The organism is Acinetobacter sp. 25-47-122, assembly GCF_056779695.1.
In genome coordinates this window covers 35351-57105 of the sequence record NZ_JBWYIJ010000007.1, presented here as the reverse complement: position 1 = coordinate 57105, position 21755 = coordinate 35351, and the positions used below count along the sequence as shown (strand labels likewise).

The 21755-nt window shown below is 40.3% G+C and carries 22 protein-coding genes; 12 read left to right on the top strand and 10 right to left on the bottom strand.

Features of this window, described 5'->3' with window-relative positions; all coding sequences use genetic code 11:
- Position 1: 1 nt before the first annotated feature.
- On the bottom strand, positions 2–232 hold the full coding sequence (locus tag AC1M9P_RS07980) for a hypothetical protein (RefSeq protein WP_035268355.1): 231 nt from the start codon (positions 230–232) through the stop codon (positions 2–4).
- 582 nt (positions 233–814) lie between these two features.
- Between AC1M9P_RS07980 and AC1M9P_RS07975 the strand changes: the two genes are divergently transcribed.
- The 4 genes from AC1M9P_RS07975 to sbmA all read left to right on the top strand — a co-directional run bounded on the left by AC1M9P_RS07975 (position 815) and on the right by sbmA (position 4191).
- Complete coding sequence (locus tag AC1M9P_RS07975) at positions 815–1816, top strand: CobW family GTP-binding protein (protein ID WP_481587263.1); 1002 nt, start codon at positions 815–817, stop codon at positions 1814–1816.
- A 102-nt stretch (positions 1817–1918) separates the two neighbouring features.
- Positions 1919–2449, top strand: a complete 531-nt coding sequence (locus AC1M9P_RS07970; protein WP_035268360.1) for a YaeQ family protein — start codon at positions 1919–1921, stop codon at positions 2447–2449.
- 38 nt (positions 2450–2487) lie between these two features.
- The gene (locus tag AC1M9P_RS07965; protein ID WP_035268363.1) at positions 2488–2826 is read left to right on the top strand and encodes an FKBP-type peptidyl-prolyl cis-trans isomerase; all 339 of its coding nucleotides are present in this window, start codon (positions 2488–2490) and stop codon (positions 2824–2826) included.
- A 165-nt stretch (positions 2827–2991) separates the two neighbouring features.
- On the top strand, positions 2992–4191 hold the full coding sequence (gene sbmA, locus AC1M9P_RS07960) for a peptide antibiotic transporter SbmA (protein ID WP_035268365.1): 1200 nt from the start codon (positions 2992–2994) through the stop codon (positions 4189–4191).
- A 70-nt stretch (positions 4192–4261) separates the two neighbouring features.
- Here sbmA and AC1M9P_RS07955 read toward each other — a convergent pair whose 3' ends face one another.
- The 3 genes from AC1M9P_RS07955 to salA all read right to left on the bottom strand — a co-directional run bounded on the left by AC1M9P_RS07955 (position 4262) and on the right by salA (position 8006).
- Positions 4262–5152, bottom strand: a complete 891-nt coding sequence (locus AC1M9P_RS07955; protein WP_481587326.1) for a LysR family transcriptional regulator — start codon at positions 5150–5152, stop codon at positions 4262–4264.
- A 123-nt stretch (positions 5153–5275) separates the two neighbouring features.
- A complete protein-coding gene (locus AC1M9P_RS07950) occupies positions 5276–6640 on the bottom strand; it encodes an aromatic acid/H+ symport family MFS transporter (protein ID WP_481587262.1) in 1365 nt (454 codons plus the stop codon).
- Positions 6641–6698: 58 nt separating this feature from the next.
- On the bottom strand, positions 6699–8006 hold the full coding sequence (salA, locus tag AC1M9P_RS07945) for a salicylate 1-monooxygenase (RefSeq protein WP_481587261.1): 1308 nt from the start codon (positions 8004–8006) through the stop codon (positions 6699–6701).
- A 307-nt stretch (positions 8007–8313) separates the two neighbouring features.
- Between salA and AC1M9P_RS07940 the strand changes: the two genes are divergently transcribed.
- The gene (locus AC1M9P_RS07940) at positions 8314–8799 is read left to right on the top strand and encodes a hypothetical protein (RefSeq protein ID WP_481587260.1); all 486 of its coding nucleotides are present in this window, start codon (positions 8314–8316) and stop codon (positions 8797–8799) included.
- A gap of 137 nt (positions 8800–8936) precedes the next feature.
- Here AC1M9P_RS07940 and AC1M9P_RS07935 read toward each other — a convergent pair whose 3' ends face one another.
- On the bottom strand, positions 8937–9836 hold the full coding sequence (locus tag AC1M9P_RS07935) for an NADP-dependent oxidoreductase (RefSeq protein WP_481587259.1): 900 nt from the start codon (positions 9834–9836) through the stop codon (positions 8937–8939).
- Positions 9837–10146: 310 nt separating this feature from the next.
- Here AC1M9P_RS07935 and AC1M9P_RS07930 point away from each other — a divergent pair, with 310 nt between their 5' ends.
- Positions 10147–11040, top strand: a complete 894-nt coding sequence (locus AC1M9P_RS07930) for a hypothetical protein (RefSeq protein WP_179998581.1) — start codon at positions 10147–10149, stop codon at positions 11038–11040.
- A 74-nt stretch (positions 11041–11114) separates the two neighbouring features.
- Here the strand turns inward: AC1M9P_RS07930 and gatB are convergent, their stop codons facing one another.
- Genes gatB through gatC form a run of 3 tightly spaced genes read right to left on the bottom strand, consistent with a single transcriptional unit; the run spans position 11115 to position 14428 of the window.
- Entirely contained in the window at positions 11115–12590 is a 1476-nt protein-coding gene (gatB, locus tag AC1M9P_RS07925; protein ID WP_481587258.1) for an Asp-tRNA(Asn)/Glu-tRNA(Gln) amidotransferase subunit GatB, read from the bottom strand.
- On the bottom strand, positions 12590–14068 hold the full coding sequence (gatA, locus tag AC1M9P_RS07920; protein WP_481587257.1) for an Asp-tRNA(Asn)/Glu-tRNA(Gln) amidotransferase subunit GatA: 1479 nt from the start codon (positions 14066–14068) through the stop codon (positions 12590–12592). Before gatA ends, gatB begins: the two co-directional genes overlap by 1 nt.
- Positions 14069–14113: 45 nt before the next feature.
- Positions 14114–14428 (bottom strand): Asp-tRNA(Asn)/Glu-tRNA(Gln) amidotransferase subunit GatC, encoded by a 315-nt coding sequence (gene gatC / locus AC1M9P_RS07915; protein ID WP_180028088.1) that lies wholly within the window; start codon positions 14426–14428, stop codon positions 14114–14116.
- Positions 14429–14561: 133 nt separating this feature from the next.
- On the opposite strand from gatC, the gene AC1M9P_RS07910 reads away from it, so the two are divergent.
- The 6 genes from AC1M9P_RS07910 to AC1M9P_RS07885 all read left to right on the top strand — a co-directional run bounded on the left by AC1M9P_RS07910 (position 14562) and on the right by AC1M9P_RS07885 (position 19341).
- Complete coding sequence (locus tag AC1M9P_RS07910) at positions 14562–15608, top strand: rod shape-determining protein (protein WP_035269793.1); 1047 nt, start codon at positions 14562–14564, stop codon at positions 15606–15608.
- A 30-nt stretch (positions 15609–15638) separates the two neighbouring features.
- The gene (gene mreC / locus AC1M9P_RS07905) at positions 15639–16496 is read left to right on the top strand and encodes a rod shape-determining protein MreC (RefSeq protein ID WP_035269796.1); all 858 of its coding nucleotides are present in this window, start codon (positions 15639–15641) and stop codon (positions 16494–16496) included.
- Positions 16483–16977 (top strand): rod shape-determining protein MreD, encoded by a 495-nt coding sequence (gene mreD / locus AC1M9P_RS07900; RefSeq protein WP_481587256.1) that lies wholly within the window; start codon positions 16483–16485, stop codon positions 16975–16977. Before mreC ends, mreD begins: the two co-directional genes overlap by 14 nt.
- Entirely contained in the window at positions 16965–17531 is a 567-nt protein-coding gene (locus tag AC1M9P_RS07895) for a Maf family nucleotide pyrophosphatase (protein ID WP_481587255.1), read from the top strand. Before mreD ends, AC1M9P_RS07895 begins: the two co-directional genes overlap by 13 nt.
- A gap of 51 nt (positions 17532–17582) precedes the next feature.
- A complete protein-coding gene (gene rng / locus AC1M9P_RS07890; RefSeq protein ID WP_035269804.1) occupies positions 17583–19037 on the top strand; it encodes a ribonuclease G in 1455 nt (484 codons plus the stop codon).
- A gap of 136 nt (positions 19038–19173) precedes the next feature.
- Positions 19174–19341 (top strand): PA1571 family protein, encoded by a 168-nt coding sequence (locus tag AC1M9P_RS07885; RefSeq protein WP_171076802.1) that lies wholly within the window; start codon positions 19174–19176, stop codon positions 19339–19341.
- Positions 19342–19393: 52 nt separating this feature from the next.
- Here the strand turns inward: AC1M9P_RS07885 and AC1M9P_RS07880 are convergent, their stop codons facing one another.
- Entirely contained in the window at positions 19394–20848 is a 1455-nt protein-coding gene (locus AC1M9P_RS07880) for a WS/DGAT/MGAT family O-acyltransferase (RefSeq protein WP_481587254.1), read from the bottom strand.
- A gap of 166 nt (positions 20849–21014) precedes the next feature.
- Positions 21015–21749: a phosphoadenylyl-sulfate reductase gene (locus AC1M9P_RS07875; RefSeq protein ID WP_035269807.1), complete on the bottom strand. Its 735-nt coding sequence runs from the start codon at positions 21747–21749 to the stop codon at positions 21015–21017.
- Positions 21750–21755: the final 6 nt, after the last annotated feature.

The following is a 21755-nucleotide window of genomic DNA, read 5'->3' as shown; positions in this document are numbered from 1 at the left end:
ATTACTGAGCAGGTTGAGCTACAGGAGCTTCAGTACCTTCTTCAGCTGCAACCTCAGTACCCGGTTGAGCAGCTGTTGGTTGACCAGCAGCAGTAGTTTCAGCATTCACTGGTTGTTCTTGAGAAGAAATCAACACTTCCTGTTTTTTTTCATCTTTTGCTTCTGTTGCAGCAAATGTTGAGAAAGCTGTGAAGGCAAGTGTAGTTGCTAATAAAGTTTTAACTAAATTCATGAGTGGCATCCTTATTCAATAAAATAAATTAGAATTTAATCTCATAAGCTTTCCGAGGAGAGAAGCGAATATGAAATTAAATCTAGATCATCGCGTAAAATGTTAAAAGCTGAATCGCATCTAATACGGTTAGCGAGTCAACGAAATTCATCCTAAGTCCAGAAGCTCAATTGGGCAATCAATGCAACAAAGTGAAACACGATAGTTAACGCACGACTAACAAACCAAGGTGTAATGTAGTTTTTTTGTCTTAATGAGAGTCAATATGCCTCATAAAGTTGTCAAAAAATATGTCATGGTGTAGAAAAAAACAGCAATTTTTTTACGTAGTTTTACATTTGAAAAGATTCGATTAGAAAATCAAAATTGAAGTTTTGAATTAAATTCAGAGTAATGATCTGTGAAATAGATTTAAATATTTTCAATTTTGATTCAACAGTTCACTTATCCTATTTAATTCCAATCATTTAGTCTTTTTGAATTCATGCATTCATATAAATTATGAGGAAAATTATCCTAGACTTGTGTTTTAGATAAATTCCGACAAGAATCCGTACACCTCTTCAAATTCAGAGATTCATTTTGAAAGTACTTGCAACTCAGTCAGTGCCTACACATATCATTACAGGTTTTTTAGGTGCAGGGAAAACCACGCTTTTACAACAACTTCTCAAATTTAAACCTAAAAATGAGCGATGGGCTGTATTGATGAATGAGTTTGGTCAAATTGGCGTTGATCAACAGTTATTGCCAAATGACGATGGCTATGAAATCAAAGAGCTATTGGGTGGATGTCTGTGTTGTACAAGTCAATTGCCAATGCAAATTGCATTGTCTCGGTTATTACAAGAATCCCAACCAGATCGACTCTTTATAGAGCCGACAGGATTGGGTCATCCTGCACAATTGGTTGAACAGTTGACTGAACCACATTGGCAACATCTAGTTGAGATGCGTTCTGTAGTCACAGTGATTGATGGATCTCGTTTACATGACCCAGATTGGATGAAGCAAAGCTTATATCAAGATCAGTTAAAAGCGGCTCAAGTCGTGGTTGTGTCACATGCTTCAGACATGAATGACATGGATCGAAAACAATTGGCTGATTTAAAACAACAATATTTAGCTTATATTCAGCATTGGCTTGAAGCTGATCAAGGCAATATTCGCTTAGAACAAATTGATTATCCTTATGTAGGAATTCAGCGTTCAATGAAACCCTTATTCAAGGTTCAACGTCAGTTCAAAGCTGATGAGGAAATGCCAGCCGTAAAGCAACTGCCGTATCATTACGTCGAACAGGCTCAAGGGTATATTGTGGCAGGATGGAAGCTTCCAAAACGTTGGCAGTTTGATTTTTATGAATTATTAGACATCCTTTGTGAGCTAAAACACTGGGTACGTATTAAAGGCATCTTCAATACCAACCAAGGTTGGATGACATTCAATTTTAATCCTGATCAATTCAATTACAAATCAGGCGAAGAGAATGTGGATAATCGGATTGAAGTGATAACCCAGCAGAATCAAGATTGGGAGCATTTAGAGCAATCAATTCTTAAGGCGCGAATCGATGATCAATAAAATCGTTAGACTATTCAACTAAGAATACAGACGGATTGAAAAGCATTTTCTCAATGTACGCTGAATCGGGTATGCTTAGCACCAAATTTGAGGATACCCCTTATGGCGTTAAAAGCGACGATTTATAAAGCAGATTTAAACATAGCCAATATGGATGTTCATCAATATGGCGACTATCAGTTAACGATGGCTCTACATCCGTCGGAAACGATTGAACGTTTGATGGTTCGAGTATTGGCATATGCTCGTTTTGCAGATGAGCATTTAGAATTTACTAAAGATTTATTTGAAACTGATGAGCCAGCACTTTGGCAGAAAGATTTAACAGGTCAGTTAGAAAAATGGATTGAAGTGGGTAGTCCAGACGAAGATAAAGTAAAAAAAGCGAGTGCGCGTTGTAAGGAAGTTGCGGTGGTCACTTATGGATCATCAGTGGATGAATGGTATAAGCGCAACAGTAAATTGAAAACATTGAAAAATGTGCAAATCTGGCAACTCAGTGAAAAAACAACGGCACAAATCCAAGCATTGTGCGAACGTACAATGCAACTGCAATTAAATGTGATGGATGGCGAGTGGACATTGATTTCAGATCAAGGTCAAGCTGAGATTGAGTGGACTCAATTACAGTAAGCCACTAAGATTTTAAAGATTAAATTTGGAGTAAGCACATGACGGCTGAATTAGAAATTATTGACTTGGTGGTAGGTGAAGGTAAAGAGGCTGTAAAAGGTGCTTTAATTACCACTCATTATACTGGTTGGTTGGAAGATGGTACGAAGTTTGATTCATCATTAGACCGTGGTAATTACTTTGAGACTGTGATTGGTACAGGTCGTGTCATTAAAGGTTGGGATCAAGGTATTATTGGAATGAAAGTTGGGGGTAAGCGTAAACTGATTGTGCCTGCACATTTGGCTTATGGTGAGCGTAAAATGGGGAATATTATCCCAGCCAATTCTAATCTAATCTTTGAAATTGAATTGTACGATGTAAAAACTCGCGATTAATTAAAGGCGATGAAAAGCCCTGCATTGCGGGGCTTTTTTATGTTACAACAATCCTGAGCGTGCAATAGATATAACAAAAAATTTCTAAAAAACGCACAGACTCAGCAGAATTAGGATTACTATTCAGAAAATTCATTCAAACAAAATTAGGGATATAAGCGCTGAATGTTTAAGTCATTTTTTCCGAACCCAAAGTGGTTTTTTCTCTCTGTCGTCTTATGGTTTTTTATTAATCTCGCTTTATGGTTTTTTGCGGATGGAAAACAATGGGGCGAATATTTAGGTTTTCCTCAAGGTTATGCAGAAGCTGAACTTGCGATTAATATCAGTCGTTTTTGGTCACCGCAATTTTTGTGGTTCTATCTATGGTTCTTGGTGGCGACCGCCTTATTTGCACTGTTTTGGAAAATAAAATCAGACAATCCGTGGCAGCGTTGGTCGGTATGGGGTTCTGCATTTATCCTTTTTAATATTTGGTTAACGGTGCAAGTCAGCGTTGCTGTGAATGCATGGTATGTACCATTTTGGGATTCTATTCAACAGATTTTAAATTCTGGTGGTGGTGAGGTGGATAAACTCTATGCGGAATCATGGACCTTTATCAGCTTGGCCAGTATTTCAGTGACATCAGGGGTCATCAGCGCATTCTTTACCAGTCACTATATTTTTAGATGGCGTACAGCAATGAACGAATACTATGTTCAGCATTGGGAGAAATTGCGTCATATCGAAGGTGCTTCGCAACGTGTACAGGAAGACACCATGCGTTTTGCAACGATCGTTGAGGATTTAGGGGTCGAGTTAGTACGTGCAGTACTGATGTTAATTGCCTTTCTTCCTTTATTATTTGCATTGTCTGCGAAAGTGCCTGTTTTACCATTTATTGGTGAGTTGCAATATTCTTTAGTATGGGCAGCGATTGGATGGGCGGTATTTGGAACTGTCTTATTAATGGTGGTGGGTATGAAACTGCCAGGATTAGAATTTAATAATCAAAAAGTGGAAGCGGCATATCGTAAAGAGTTGGTATACGGCGAAGACCATGAAAATCGTGCGCAACCTGCAACCTTAAAACAACTTTTTAAGAATATTCGTGCTAACTATTTTAAATTGTATTTCCATTATGCCTATTTCAACTTGTTTGCACGTTGGTATGGACAACTGGACAATCTCTATATGTTATTTGTGTTGTTCCCCGCGATTGCAGCAGGCCTGTTGACACTGGGATTGATCCAACAAATTATGGGTGTATTCAATCGTGTTCGTGAGTCATTCCAATACTTGGTGAGTTCGTGGAAAACGATTATTGAGCTACTTTCTATCCGTAAACGTCTAAAAGCATTTGAATCTATTTTGGAAAAGTAGTGCCCATCATGGATTTAAATTATTAAAAAAAGGCTCGTATAGACGAGCCTTTTTATGTCTGAGTGGGAACTTAGAGCGTGCTGAAAATATTTTTTAGAATCTTACAAAACCACTTACGTGCGTCTAAGTCATCCTTATGGTTATACCAGTTAACACTGACATTGAATGGACGAACCTCAAAAGGGAGTTCAAAAATTTGTATATCCGTATGCTGCTGATAAACCTTCGCGGCTCTCGAAGGCAGAGTAACCAGAAGTTCTGAGTGTTTTACCACGTTCTGCAAAACACTGAAGTGGGGGACTTCAAGCATGATCTGACGAGAATGACCGAGTTCTTTTAAACGCTGATCAATTTCAATATGACCAGTACTCGATTTGATCGCAACATGTTTTTCCGATAAATACGCTTCCATGCTGAGCTTGTGTTGTATGCGCGGATGCTCTCTGTTTGCGATACAAACATAACGCTCCTCAAACAAATTTCGAGATTCAATATTTGGCATAATGGTGTGACTGCTATTAAAAACAGCCACATCCAAAAAGCCTTCAACCAGCCATTCCTCTACTTTTTCAGAGTGAATTTCCTCAATTTCAAGTTTGATATTGGGAGCATGTTGTTCTAAATATTCAATCAGCGAGGGAAGTAAACAAATTTCTCCTAAATCAGAAATGCCTAAACGAAATACTTTTGAAGAGGTTAACGGGTCAAAATGCTTGGCAGAATCAATCGCCATATCAATTTTAACAATCGCTTCGTAGAAACTTGGATAAAGACTTTGTGCAAGCTTTGTGGGTTTAACACCAAACTTGTCACGTACAAAAAGCTGATCATTCAGCATTTTCCGCAGTCGATTTAAATTATAGGTGACGGAAGGTTGGCTGAGATTCAAGCGCTCTGCGGCGTGACTGATATTTTGAGTTTGATAAATAATAATAAAAACTTTAATCAGACTTAAATCGATCAACTTTACATTCCTTGTAAATATTTAGAGACAGTCGCTATATCGAATAATCACTGTAACAAAAAAAGAGAGAGTTAACTCTCTCTTTTATTTTTAATGACTTAGATGTTATTGATGAATCATCTACTCATAAGCCACGTTTTTAACGTCGTTTGCTGCGCCTGCAATTTTTTTATTGCGGAGATGGATCGCAGTCACACTGATCACTGCAATCATACAAGGGATAGATAAGGCAATGAAATTATATTGCACTGGCAAATTAAGGCTAAGTAACCATCCACATAAGATTGGACCCAAAATTGCGCCTAAACGACCTACGCCAAGTGCCATACCTAGACCTGTCGCACGTATGTTAGATGAATAATACTGTGACATATAAGCCAACAATAAAATTTGTCCGCCAATCGATGCTGCACCTGCGACTGCTACACAGAAGTAAAGCACCATGGTTGGCAAGTTATAGCTTAACAAGAATAGGGAAATTGCGCCGCTCACAAACAAGGTACAAAGAACTTTAGGTAAACTGAATTTATCAGCAAAAAAACCACCAAAAATTGCACCCAGCATACCACCAATATTGAGCGCAAATAGGAACACTAAACTGGTTGAGAGGTTGTAGCCAGCTTCCATCATCAGTTTAGGTAACCAGTTACCAAGCGCGTATACCAATACCAATGCCATAAAGACACTTGCCCAGAATAGAACAGTAGTTACACCACGACTTTCAGTAAATAAGTCTTTCACTGGTGATTTAGACGATTCTTGGTTTTCTTGATGCAGACTAATGCGCATATCAGCAGGAATTCTTAGATTTGTGTCAATTTGTTCTAAGATGTGAGCAGCTTCTTTATGCTTATTTTGACGAACCAAGTAATCGATGGATTCAGGCAATAACTTCCAAATGATTGGCAATAGAATGAGTGGAATACCTGCAATCATAAACATGATTTTCCAGCCAAATTGCGGTACTAGCCACATGCCTAAAATGGCAGAACACATTCCGCCTACAGCGTAACCACTAAACATCAATGACACTAAGGTGGAGCGTAAACGCTTAGGCGCATACTCTGTCATTAGTGTAATAACGTTAGGCATCACGCCACCTAGACCTAAGCCAGCAATAAAGCGATAGATCCCGAACTCTTGAGGATTGCTCGCTAGGCCACACATCACGGTAAAACCACTAAAAATGACAATACAAACTGCAATCAGTTTTTTTCGACTAAAGCCATATTTTTCAAGTTTGTCACTCATACTGCCAAAAATGATGGCTCCAAACATCATGCCAAAGAGGGCAAGACTTCCTAAGAAGCCCGCCGTCATTGGATCGATTGCCCATTCTTGCATGAGTTTAGGCAATGCCACACCGTAGATGACTAAGTCATAGCCATCAAAAATAATAATCAATGCGCTGAGTAAGATGACTCGCCAGTGAATGGCTTTGAGTTTGGCATGATCAATAATTTCATTTGCATTTAACGTATTCATGGAGACCTCCCTGGTCAATGAATCGGTTGATAACAGTCCTGTTAATGTTTTTGCTTATTTATATGGCTTCAGCCACGAGATGTTTCTCTATTGCTTGGCCTAAGCGTTGTTGTGCAAGTTCAACGTCTTTCTCTAAATCGTGTTGCCATAACCAATCAAAACGGTGTGCCAAATGTTGACCTACACTGTCAAAGTCTGGATATAGGGGTGAATATAATTCGTAAATCTCACCAGATTCGCGCGACGTATTTTGTACACGAATGGCACGCTCTTTACGCAGTTGCTCATAGACATGAGAGAGTTGTGCAAGATCTTCAGTGCAGATTTGCACTGAGTGATGTTCCAGATGTTTGAATAATGCAGAGAGAATTAAAGCATCTTCAAGACCTTGACCAGCACCAGCTCCTTGGTGTGGCAACATCGCATGTGCTGCATCACCAATCAAAATGACATTGTGTTTGCTGTTTTGATAGGTCTTAAGTGGCTCAATCTCATGAAGGGCCCAGATTGTAGGCTTTTCAATTAAGTTCAGTAATGCGCGACAGCTCTCACTCCAATTCGCAAAATCAGCCAGCATTTCAGTTTTGGTTGTTGGTCGTGTCCAAGGAGTCCCTTCTGGCAGAGTTGTATTCTTGCGATCTGACTTAAAGGCAACAATATTGATTTCTTCACCTTTACGAATAGGGAAAGTTAAGATGTGTTTGTCTTTCCCCAATAACATTTGTGGGACATCTGCAAGTTCAGGATCGTGTCCAAGTTCTGCAATGACCTGTTTAAAATCTAAATACTTGATAATGCCGCGATAAGCCCATGTTCCTGAAAACTGAGGATCGACTTTTGGAAGTTGATGTGATGCCAATACATGATCACGCACAACAGAATGGATACCATCACAACCAATCACGTAATCTGCTTCAACCACTTCACCATCTTGAAAGGTTAAACGTACTCCAGCGCTCGAAGCTTCAACAGATTGCACACGTTTATTGAAATGTGCATTTTGTGAAGGAACGAATGGAATAAGTGCATCTAAAAAATCAGCACGATGCACTGAAGATTGACCGACTTGAGGTGCGATTGAAGCCGATAGGTATTCATCGGTATAGCCATTACGCCATTGGAACCAGATATCTTGATAAGGCGCAGCAACTGTATCCGCAATGGCGTGATATTCTTCACCCAAGCCTAGAAGCTCAATTGCTTTAACAGCATTGGCACCAAATGAAATGCCTGCGCCAATTTCTGAAAACTGTGCTGCTGACTCATATAAATGCACATCAAATTTTTTATTTTTTACCAGGTTGGTCATTAAAGCTAATCCAGCAATACCACCACCAATGAGCGCAATCTTAATTCTTCTTTCCATGATTCAATTCCGAGTTTTTTGCCCTGAATAAGATCATTACTGATTTTTAAATACTTATCCAATTTATATATTTTGGTGAAAACTATTTAAAAAATTGATAGTTTGAATTTGACGTCTATTCCCACTGGTTTTGAAGCTTTATTGTCAATATATGATCATTCATGTGCATGATTTAGCAAATTTACTACCTAAATTTTCATGTGCTTACTTGTTTTACAGTGAATCTGTAGGGAAATGCGTTCAGGATGTGATACAACAAAAACATAATGACAACGATGAAAATTGAGTTTAAGTGATGACATTAAAAATGAATAAAACTGCTTTACGTACACTGTGTGCATCGGCTTTGATCATGGGCGTATCGACATTTTCGAATGCGGGAGCAGCTGTAGATCAATTGAGTGATTGTTTGGTCAAGTCGACGACCGCTGCTGATAAAACGACAGTACTACAGTGGACATATTCAGCACTGTCTACTCATCCTGATTTAAAAGGCTTTAGTAATGTCAGTGCTGAACAACGTACTGCATTGGATCAAAAGTTAGCGCAAGTCTTGCAACGTGTGATCGTAGAACAATGTTCAACACAGACCAAAGCGGTGATTCAAGCTGAGGGTATTCAAGCTGTTGGTGAAAGTTTCCAAGCATTGGGTCGTAGTGCAGGCGAAGAAATCATTAAAAACCCTGAAGTGAATAATCAGCTGAAAGGGGTGGTGCGTTATATTGATTTAAATAAATTGGTGACGACATTCCTCACCCCTGATATTTGGAACAAGCTTGGGATCATTCGTTAATCTCTTATTTTAATAAATGGGAATTAAATAAATGAGTTATCGATTGATGAATGTAAGGTAGAGCGACTCAATATCATAATTCAAACTAGAGAAAAGGCAGGATGATATCCTGCCTTTTCACATTGTACGAACAGAAATTATTTGAATAGCAGTACACTTTTACCTTGCGTATGTCCCTCTAAAATGTCTCGATAGGCTTGCTGAGCTTCTGTAAAAGGATATTCACGACTAACTGTCCAATTGAAGGTACTATTTGCAACACCTTCGACCACGTGTTTTAAATTGGAAACATTACGTTTAACCCATACTGCTTGAATTTTAGCAGATGAGAGTTTGCGTCCTGCAATCGTACCCATAAATCCGCCATTTTTCACTGTAGCCAATGAGGCTTGAGTGGCATCTTCGTTACCTGCCATATCAATCGAAGCATCAAATTGATCTGGGTGGACTTGTTTCAGACGCTCAATTAAACCTTCGCCGTACACGACAGGAATCGCCCCTAAACTGCGGATATAGTCTTGGTTTTTTGCTGATGCTGTTGCCACAACTGTAATGCCGCGACTCACTGCCAATTGAATGGTGATTGATCCCACACCACCTGATCCACCGTGTACCAATAAGCTTTGCATTGGACCAATTTCATCTAAAATAGTCATCGCAGTTTGAGCTGCTCCTGCAATCGAGCCTGCAATCGACCATTCCAGATTTTTAGGTTTTGCGACTAAATTGGCGAGGGGAACGTCTATCACTGTGGCATGGGTAAATGCTCCACCAGAACCCAGCACTTCGTCACCGACTTTCCATGCACTGTTTTCAGCTACGTCTACGATTACACCTGCAAACTCAGTTCCAAAGGTTTGTGGAAGTTGTGCATGTTTGAATTCACCTGTCATGCGACGTGCATCAATGGAGTTAATCCCTGCGGCTTTGACTTGGATGCGTGCCATGTCAGGGTTTAATGGTGAGAATGTGTAGTCTGTAAACTCGAGGACTTCGGGTTGTCCGTAGCTTTGGGCGTTGAGTACTGTTGATTTCATGATTTGTTTCATTCTTATTGATGATGAAATCAGTATAGAAGAGTGAAAGCAGGCAAATGAAGATCGAAAAATAGAACAGTGTTTTCTTTTATTTTTTTGTTTTACCTCTCCCTTGCGAACTCAAAATATATTTTGAGGATTCTCATCACTTGCGCTTCGATTTAAAAGCAATGCTTGAAATCTTGCTTAATAAATTAATAAAACCTCTCCCTGTGGGAGATGGTTTGGGCGAGGGTAATAAAAATATAATTAACTAGTTAATTATTAGTAATTTAGATATTATTTTAAGAAAATATTTTTGGTTAATAGTATGAATAAAAAAATTGATCTTCAAAATGGGGAAGAAATATCTTTAAAAGATCAGAAAGCTACTAAACAGACCTGTGGCATCATTATGCCAATCGCAGCAATGTCTACTGAGTACACCGCTGATCATTGGTCTGATGTACGCCATATATTACATAAAGCCATTGAGAAAGCAGGTTTTATTCCTCGTATCGTAAGCGATTCAGAGGAAAGCACAGTTATTCATGGCTCAATCATTAATAATATTTACAACGATGCAATTATTGTTTGTGATGTAAGTAATAAAAATGCAAATGTAATGTTTGAATTGGGAATGCGATTAGCATTTAACAAGCCTGTTGTGATTGTCAAGGATGATAAAACAGACTATTCATTTGATACAGGGAATATTCAGCACGAGCCTTACAGAAAAGATTTAAGACATAGTACAGTTGAAAAGTTTATTGATGATTTAAGTAAAAAGATTTTAAAAACTTATGAAGCATCTCAACGAGAAGATTATCAATCATTTTTAAGCTATTTCGGAAAGTTCGAAGTAGCTAGGGTTGAAAACAAGTCTATTGGTGAAAGTGAAGCCATCGAAAAAGTTTTAAATAAAATGACCATTTTGGAATCACAAATTAAAAACTTAAATCATATTAATTCAGATAATCGTGATGCTATTCTAAGTACTGATAATTTAATTATTGATTATAAACTGCAATACTCTGACAAGTTAGCCACTATACTTAATATGATTGAAAGTAGAATTCCTTTAATTTCTGAAGCAAGTTATTCTTTTGAAAAAGAAAGATTTTACATAAATTTTAATGATAAAATATCAATTAATTATGCAAAAAAATATAATTCATTGATTTTAGATATTATTAAGCATAATGATGATGATTTGCCGTTTTAGCTTATGGTATTTATCAATATTACGTTTAAAAAAACCCGCTCTAAAGCGGGTTTTCTTTTTAAGAATGATTAGCCTTAACCAATCAATTTCTTCATCAATTCATTCACTTGCGCAGGGTTAGCTTTACCTTTCGCTGCTTTCATCACTTGACCAACTAGACCGTTAAAGGCTTTCTCTTTACCAGATTTATACTCTTCAACCATCTTCTCGTTGGCTGCAAGCACGTCCTTAATAATTGCTTCAATTGCGCCTGTATCAGTTTCCTGTTTCAAGCCTTTTTCAGCGATAATCTCGTCCGCAGTTTTGCCTTCTTCCCACATAAAGCCGAATACTTGTTTCGCGATCTTACCGTTAATGGTGTTGTCCACAATACGTGCAATCATACCGCCAAGTTTCTCAGCCGTTACAGGAGAGTCAGACAATTCTAAGCCAGCTTTGTTTAAAGCACCTGAGAATTCACCCATCACCCAGTTTGCAGCAATCTTACCTTGTGCAGCACCGCCCGCAGCTTTTACGACTTCTTCATAAAACTCTGACATTTCACGAGTTAGCGTCAATACGTGAGCATCGTACTCAGTTACACCAAAGTCTGCTACGAAACGTGCACGACGTGCAGCAGGAAGCTCAGGCATCGTCGCTTTAATCGCTTCAATTTGTTCATCTGCAATGATCACAGGCAACAAGTCAGGATCAGGGAAGTAGCGGTAATCGTTCGCTTCTTCTTTAGAACGCATTGAACGTGTTTCCATCTTCACAGGGTCGAACAAACGAGTTTCTTGGTCAATTGTGCCATCCCATTCCAAGATTTCCATTTGACGTTCAATTTCAACATTGATCGCTTGTTCAATGAAACGGAATGAGTTGAGGTTTTTCAATTCACAACGTGTACCAAACGGCTGACCCGGACGACGTAAAGACACGTTACAGTCGGCACGGAAAGAGCCTTCCGCCATGTTACCGTCAGAGATGCCTAACCAACGCACAAGGGTGTGAATCGCTTTAATGTAAGCAACTGCTTCTTCAACCGAACGCATATCTGGTTCAGATACAATCTCAAGAAGTGGTGTCCCTGCACGGTTTAAGTCGATACCTGACATCCCTTCAAATTGGTCATGAATCGATTTACCTGCATCTTCCTCAAGGTGCGCACGTGTCACGCCAATGCGTTTAACTGTACCATCTTCAAGTTGGATGTCGATATGACCCAAGCCCACAATCGGGTTGTCCATTTGGCTGATTTGGTAGCCTTTTGGAGAGTCAGGGTAGAAATAGTTTTTACGTGCAAATACAGACGCTTGGTCGATGTACGCATCGATACCCAAACCAAAGCGAATCGCAAGATCAACCACTTCTTTGTTCAATACAGGCAGTACGCCCGGCATTGCCAAATCAACAAGGCTCGCTTGTGTATTTGGGTCTTGACCAAATTCAGTTGAAGAACCTGAAAAGATTTTAGATTTAGTCGCAAGTTGAGTGTGAATCTCAATACCAATAACGACTTCCCAACCATCAATCAAATTTGACTTAGGTTTTGCATTGTTCTTCGCCATTATGCATTCTCCTCAGCAATTGCAGCGCGTTTGGTGTGCCAATCAGTTGCTTGTTGGTATTGGTGCACCACAGACAACAATTGAGATTCTGACCAGTAGTTACCAATCAACTGTAAGCCAACAGGTAAATTATTTTGATCAAAACCAACAGGCGCGTTAATCGCAGGAAGACCAGCAAGGTTGACCGCGATGGTATAGATATCGCCCAAGTACATTTCAACTGGAGAAAGGTTTGCACCAATCTTATACGCCGTTGTCGGCGCAGAAGGCGCAGCAATCACGTCAACAGACTCGAATGCTTTTAAGAAATCTTGTTGGATTAAACGACGTACTTTTTGTGCTTTGACATAGTAGGCATCGTAATAACCTGCAGACAGCGCATAAGTACCAATCAAGATACGGCGTTGAACTTCAGCACCAAAACCTTCAGAGCGAGAACGTTTATATAAGTCCATGATGTCTTTTGGATCTTCACAGCGGTAGCCATAACGTACGCCGTCAAAACGTGACAAGTTAGAAGATGCTTCAGCAGGGGCAATCAGGTAATAGGTTGGAACATATGCCTCAGTCATGTTGAGGTCAATTTCAACAAGCGTTGCGCCCATCTCTTCCAATTTTTTTAGAGATTCTTCAACACGTGCTTTAACGTCAGCAGCTAAACCTTCAACATTAAAATACTGTTTTGGAATACCAATGCGTAATCCTTTTACAGACGTGCAGTTCAAGTTTGCAACGTAGTCATCAGCATCTTTTTGTACAGAGGTTGAATCTTTTGCATCATGTCCTGCCATCACATTCATGAGGTACGCACAGTCTTCTGCCGAACGTGCCATTGGACCGCCTTGGTCAAGTGATGATGCATAGGCAATCATACCGAAACGTGATACACGACCATAGGTTGGTTTTAAGCCTGTAAGACCACAGAAAGATGCAGGTTGACGGATTGAACCGCCTGTATCTGTACCAGTCGCAAACGGTGCAAGGTCAGCTGCAACTGCCGCAGCCGAACCACCTGAAGAACCACCCGGAACACGGTCAAGCGCCCAAGGGTTCGCCGTTGCACCAAAGTAAGATGACTCTGATGTAGAGCCCATGGCAAATTCGTCCATGTTCACTTTACCTAAAGTCACTAGACCCGCAGCTTTACCTTTCGCTACAACGGTTGCGTCGTACGGAGAGATAAAGTTGTCTAGCATTTTAGAACCAGCCGTGGTTTTAATGCCTTGCGTACAGAAAATATCTTTATGCGCAATAGGCAAACCAGTCAAAGCGGTTGCTGTACCTGCTTTGATCGCTGCATCAGCTGCGTCTGCTTGAGCCAATGCTTGTTCAGCAGTCACAGTGACATAAGATTTGACTTGCGCATCAATTTTTTCAATACGGTTTAAATAATGTTGCGTCAATTCACGTGAAGAGAATTTAGCGGTTGCTAAACCATCGATAAGTTCACGAACCGATAAGCGATGTAAATCTGTCATGAGAAAAATTCTTAACTAAAATTTAAATAGGGCAAAACTGAACAATTATTCAATTACACGTGGAACGAGATACAAACCGTCTTGCACAGCTGGTGCAACGGCTTGATAGTCTTCACGATGGTTTTGTTCAGACACAGCGTCTTCACGTAATGGCTGCGGATGGTCAAATGGACTCTTTAGTGGCTCAACACCTTCGGTATCAATGCCTTTCAAGGTTTCCATCATTCCTAAAATTTTATTCAAACTTTGAGCATATTCAGCAGATTGAGTGTCATCCAAAGACAAGCGTGCTAAGTGTGCAATGCTTGAAACGGTTTGTGCATTTAAATCTGCAGATTGCTGAGCATCTGATGCTGACATGCTGTCTCACCTAATCAGTAATAAAAATATTCAAAATATCATGCGTTATAATAAGCGATTGACTTGTCCAAAGCATCACATTTAGTTAAAGTTGCCATCTTACGTCTATATAACGTTGAACTGAGAACGACCCGTGATTCTAAAACGACTAATTGGCTTGTTTTCGCCAGATCTAGCCATAGATTTAGGCACCGCTAATACACTAATTTATGCGCCAGGACGGGGCATTATATTAAATGAACCGACTGTTGTGGCAATTCGTCACAGTGGTTCACAAAAAATAGTTGCCGCTGTTGGCTTGGATGCTAAGCAAATGCTTGGTCGTACCCCTGCGAATATTTCTGCAATTCGTCCAATGAAAGATGGCGTGATTGCGGATTTCGAAGTCACTGAGACCATGTTAAACCAATTTATTGGTAAAGTGCATGAAAAGCGTCTTTTCCCACCAGCGCCGCGTGTTGTGGTGTGTGTGCCATGTAAATCAACTTTGGTTGAGCGTCGTGCGATTCGTGAGGCTGTATTCAATGCAGGCGCACGTGATGTACGTTTAATCGAAGAGCCAATGGCAGCAGCGATTGGTGCAGGCATGCCAGTTGAGCAAGCGTGTGGTTCGATGGTCGTAGACGTGGGTGGTGGTACAACTGAAATTGCAATCATTTCATTGCAAGGTTGTGTCTATGCAGACTCATTACGCATTGGTGGTGATGTATTTGACGAACAAATTATTCATTATGTTCGTAAAGCACACGGTTGCGTCATTGGTGAAACAACGGCTGAAACCATTAAGAAAGAAGTGGGTATGGCGCTTCCGGATGAAGATGGCAAAGTGCTAGAAATCGAAGTTCGTGGTCGTAACTTGGCGGAAGGTGTTCCGCGCGCAATTACGGTGACTTCTGATGAAATTACTCAAGCAATCACTGATCCATTGCAAAGCATTGTCTCTGCAGTGAAATCTGCGCTTGAACAAACACCTCCTGAGTTGTCATCAGATATCGCGGAGCGCGGTATTGTGTTGACTGGTGGTGGTGCGTTATTACGTAACTTAGACAAGTTATTGTCACAAGAAACAGGTTTGCCAGTAGTAGTTGCTGAAGATCCGCTTTCTTGCGTAACACGTGGTGGTGGTAAAGTCTTAGAACTCTTCGACAACCCGAACCATGACATGCTGTTTGTTGGTTAATTTTCTGTAATTTAATTTAAGGACGAGGCGGTGCAACCGAATCTGTTTTCAAGACAACCGCCATCTTTTCGCTCTTTCATCATTGCAGTCATCGTGTGTTTGTTCGTGTTAATGTTTAATTGGCGCGCTCCACACTTGATTCAACCAGCAAGAGATGTCTTGTACGCGGCATACAATCCCATTTATGCCATTGCAAGCTATCCCGTTTTATCGAAAGAATGGCTCAGTCAACAAACCAAGTCTGAAGCGCAACTGCGTCGTGAGAATACTGCGATGCAGGCAGAGCTGCTTCAGGCTCAGGTTCGCCTTCAAAAACTCTCAGAACTCTCCGCTGAAAATACGCGCTTACGTGGATTATTGGATACGCCTTTGATCATTGACGGTCGTATGGAAATCTCTGAGGTGATCGGCACAGATGCTGATCCATTACGTCATATCATTATCATTAACCGCGGTGCTGCGAGCCAACTGCGTGTCGGGCAAACGGTGTTGGATGATAACGGTATCATGGGTCAGATCATCAATGTTTATCCGCACAGTAGCCGTGTCATGTTGCTGTCTGATAAAGAACACTCCCTATCAGTACGTCTTGAAAACTCTGGCATGCGTGCCATTGTGTCAGGCACTGGTGATTTAGGTCGTCTGAAAATGGAATATGTACCGACCAGCGCTAACGTCAAAGTCGGGGACAAGGTGTATAGTTCAGGTTTAGGACAACATTTTCCTGCGGGTTATTTGGTCGGAACAGTATCCAAAGTTAAGCGTGAAAATACCGGTGAGTTTGCGCAGATAGACGTGAAACCTGCAGCTCAGTTAGCAGGTGGACACCATGTGGTGGTACTGTTCTCAGACTCGTTAGCCATGGAGCAACCTCATGCTCAGCGCTAAAAAAATATCATCAGTTAAAACACGTGATCCACTATGGATCATCGTGCTTTCAATCATTATTGGTTCAGTCTTGGTGGTGTATCCTCTGTCTTATTCATTGGCAGGATGGCGACCGCTGATCATGCTGATGATTACGATGTATTGGATCTTGCTTCAACCGACATGGTGTGGCGTTTGGTTTGCTTTTGCAGTCGGGTTATTTACCGATTTACTGCTTGATGCACCCCTTGGTTTACATGCGTTAAGCTTCGTTTTACTAACATTCGCCATCCGTTGGTTTGTGCGTGAACGCCGTTTAATGACGTTTGGAAATACTTGGGCAATCGCTAGTGTTGCTATATTGGCACATTTGATTTATGTCCTTTTTGCACAAATTATTTCCGATATGCAATTTTCGATAACTCGTCATTGGCAGCCACTAATGAGTAGTATTTTAACTTGGCCCATCTTGTATTATTTGCTTCGAAAATGGCGAATTTAATCCTGGCGTCGAGCTCGCCTCGGCGTAAAGAATTGCTTGCACAGCTTGGACTTAAATTTGATATTTTTAGTCCAGAAATCGATGAGTCTGTACATGATGGTGAGCAAGCGCATGATTATGTTCGACGTTTAGCAGAACAAAAAGCTCAGGTTGTTTTAGCGCGATTTCCAGATGCGGTGGTCATTGCCGCAGATACAAGCCTCAGTTTAGATGGGCAAATTATTGGCAAACCTGACTCGAAGCAACATGCGTTTGAAATTTGGCAATCCTTGTCAGGGCGTCAGCATGAAGTTCTCAGTGGCCTTTGTGTGGCTTCACAACATAAAACAATAAGTACGGTAGTGAGCACAAAGGTTGATTTTCAATCACTCAGTCATCATGATATGGAAGAATATTGGTCAACTGGGGAACCTGTAGGAAAAGCAGGGGCTTACGCAATACAAGGAATCGCCGCAAAGTTCGTTCCTCGTATTGAAGGTAGCTACACCAATGTGGTGGGTTTGCCTTTACATGAAACATCACAGTTACTGAATCAAATATTGAAAAATGGTTAAGGCACTAAATTAACCTTTTAAAAAATTTTTATAATGTTTTGAGTGTTTTTTATGTCTGACGAGTTGTTGATTAACGTCACCCCAATGGAGTGTCGGGTGGCGTTAGTTGAAAATGGGACGGTCAACGAACTATTTGTTGAACGCAACGCTAAACGTGGTTTAGTCGGGAATATTTATAAAGCCAAAGTTGTACGTGTATTGCCTGGTATGCAAGCGGCATTTGTAGACATTGGCTTATCTCGTACTGCTTTTTTACATATCAATGACATGATTTGGCCTCGTAATCAACCGACGCCAAATGTCTTTGATCTTCTGCAACCAGGTCAGATTCTGACAGTGCAGGTGATGAAAGATATGTTAGGCACAAAAGGTGCGCGTCTAAGTACTGATCTTTCCATTCCTTCTCGCTATTTGGTGATGATGCCTTATGGACATCATACTGGCGTGTCGCAGCGAATCGAATCAGAAGAAGAGCGTGATCGTTTACGTTCGATCATTGAGCGGATTCAAGCTGAACATAAGTTACCTGGTTCTGTCATTGTCCGAACTGCAGCAGAGGGGATCGAAGAGGCCGCTATTGCGCAAGATATGGCGTATTTGGCAAAACTTTGGGAATTTATTCAGCGCAAACAAAAAAGTGTCGTGGTTCCATCTCTTATTTTTGAAGAGCTACCACTTCCTCAACGTATCATCCGTGATCTGGCAAATGAAGATACGGTAAAAATTCAAGTCGATTCAAGAGAAGTGTTTGGCAAGCTACAAGAGTTTGTGGCTGAGTTTGTACCAAATATGGTTGATCGTCTGAAACATTACCCTGGTGAGTGTCCGATATTCGACTTATACAATGTTGAAACAGATATTCAAAAAGCACTGCAAACACGTGTTGCTTTAAAGTCTGGTGGTTATCTGATGATTGATCAGACGGAGGCCATGACCACTATTGACGTCAATACAGGCTCATATGTAGGTGGACGCTCTCTTGAGGACACCGTCTTTAAGACCAACATGGAAGCGACACAAGTCATTGTGCGTCAACTCAGACTGCGCAACTTAGGTGGAATTATCATTATTGACTTCATTGATATGCAAGAGGCCTCACACCGTGATGAAGTGCTTAAGCAATTTGAAAAAGTCTTAGAACGTGACCATGCAAAAACTAAAATCACCCAAGTGTCTGAGCTTGGCTTGGTAGAAATGACGCGTAAACGGACGCGTGAATCACTTGAGCATTTGTTATGTGAGTCTTGTCCGACGTGTCAGGGACGTGGTTATGTGAAAAGTGCCGAGACTGTTTGTTACGAAATCTTTCGAGAGATCTTAAGATATGCTCGAGATTTTGAGTCTCAGACTGACTTTACTGTCGTTGCGCATCCATCGGTTGTGGATCGATTATTAACCGTAGAAGCTGCGGCCGTCTCTGATTTAGAGCATTTTGTGAAACGTGTCATTAAGTTCCAAGTCGAAAATTTATACACGCAAGAGCAATACGATATCATTTTGAATTGAAATTGTAACAGAATATCGTTAAACACTTGTTACAACTGAGATTTTACATTCGATCTCGATTTCTCAATACTTAAGAAATCAAATCGAATAGCCAAAGACAGCGATGTTGTCTTAGCAAAGTGAGGTCAAAGTGGGTATGAATTTAACGGAACAATTAGCGGGTAGCCATCGTCAAATTGTGGATTCAAACAAAAGCGCTTGCTTGATGCTCAACGATCAAGGTCAAGAAGTTCGAGTTACACAAGCGATGGTCGTTTCTCTCTGTCAGCAATTAATCAAGCAGTGTCGTAATATTAAAAATTAAGGGGCCTTTTTAAAGCCCCTTAATTTTTTTGTAAATATCGAAATATACAACCTTAAGCTGGTTTTTCATTCGCAATTTCTATATCCGCTACTACTTGTTTCTTTGCTGCACTACGCTTAGTAGCCTTTTTCATAATCTGCGGTTTGTCATCTTCAGGTAGACCCACAATTTTTTCAAATCGTTGAATCTCATCTTCTAAATGGGTCAATAAATTTTGCATCTTAGGCAAAGCATTTCGACATGCGGTTAAACCGACTTCTAATTTATCCATATAACTGGTCATTGTGATATTCAACGCTTGACCATCAAGTACGATAGAAGCAGGGTAAAGTGCGTCCAAACGTGCTCCGTTCCAATATAGCGGCTCTTTAGGTCCTGGTACGTTAGAAATAACGAGGTTAAATGCCTGACGTTTAGGTGCTAAACCAGAGATGATATTTAAACCTGCAGGACCATATACGAAGGCACTATAGTTGAGAATCTGATCTGAAGTCATGCGTTTGAATTTTTGTTTCGCATTCATTACGCTACGACGAATAAGATCGAGTCGCTCTAATGGATCGGCTTTATGTGTCGCTAAGTTCGCCAGAATCATCGTAATACGATTTGACATGTCTGAATCATCCGTACGAACGGAGACAGGAACCATAGCGATTAATGGTTTCTCAGGTAAAGCACTTTGACTGATTAAGTATTCACGCAAAGCACCAGAGCAAATCGCGAGAACAATATCGTTAATGGTCACACCCAATGATTTTGAAATATGGTTGAGGCGCTTAAACTCATATGACTGAGCAGCGAAACGACGCGATGAGCTGACTTTTTGATTCAGAATACTACTTGGGGCTTGGAAACTGGATACATAGTCCGGATTACGTCCCATATCTTTAAAGACAGTTTCAGACAGCACTTTGAATACACCTGGTGTAGACTGCACTTGACCTTTCAAATTAGACAAGATTTGTTTTGCACGGCTTACTTTAGGTGTTTTAAGTCGCTTAGCACGCGGACCTTCGACACACCATGGCGGAACGATACTTCTTGCATTTGGATCATGAGAGAGTGATTTTTCAATTAAACGCATGCCTGCAATACCATCGACCATCCCATGATGTATTTTGAAATACATGGCGAAACGATTGCCTTCAATGCCCTCAATGATATGACACATCCATAATGGCTTAGCTCGATCAATTAATGAACTGTGCTCTTGGGAAATGTAGGTGAGTAGCTCACGAATACGACCAGGATGTGGTAGAGCAATATGTCTGAAGTGATGATCAAGATCGAATTCAGTGTCTGTGTCCCAAAACAGTCCGTTTAATTTATTATTAAACGGTGGAATTGGGATAGATTTTGAGTTGCGAATATCTGCCACTAAATCTTGAATAAAGGTTGGTGGTGCATCTTCTGGAATTTCAAATAAAAATAATCCGCCAACATGCATGGGCTGTTGTCTTTTTTCCAAAGATAAGAAAATAAAATCAAGCGGGTGTAATGGGCGCATAGTCTAGGTTTGCCTCACTGCAAATTTCTAAAATTGTTTTTTAGAATTATCAATCCAAGAGATCAGTATAGACGTATTTGTTGGAGGGGGCATAAATTTTTTTAATGAATGGTCAGTACAAAAAAGCCACTTTAAATCAGTGGCTTAAAACTTTGTGAGACAGTTTTTACTTTTTTAAATTACCTGAATGTAAACCACATTCTTTATGCGTTGCTTCTTCCCACCACCAACGACCTTCACGCTCGTGCTGATTTGGAAGTACTGGACGCGTGCATGGTTCACATCCAATTGAAATAAAACCTTTTTCATGCAATGGATTATATGGAATTTCCATCATGCGAATATAATTCCAAACGTCAGCACTCGTCCAATTCGCCAAAGGGTTGTATTTAATGAGTTGTTTACCTTCACCTGAAAAACCTAGATCAGCTTGAATGACTGGAATTTCAGTACGTGTACCCGGACTTTGATCTTTACGTTGACCCGTGATCCAACCATCAAGTGTTGCTAACTTTTTACGAAGAGGTTGAACCTTACGGATACCACAACACTCTTTATGATCATCTTGATAAAAGCTAAACAGTCCTTTTTCGTTGACTAGATTCTGAACAGCTTCAGCTTCCGGGAAACATATTTCAATGTTGATATTATAGTGCTTACGAACAGTCTCAATAAATTGATAAGTTTCTGAATGCAAGCGACCTGTATCTAGACTAAACACGCGAAAAGGTTTACCTAAATTTGCAGCCATATCAATCAATACAACATCTTCAGCACCTGAAAATGAAATGGCAATTTCACCTGTTTGATTTAAAGCTAAGGCTATAATTTCCGAAGGGGATTTATCTTCATACTCTGATGCAAGTGCATCAATTAAATCTATGCTTGGAATGGTAGTCATGAGAAT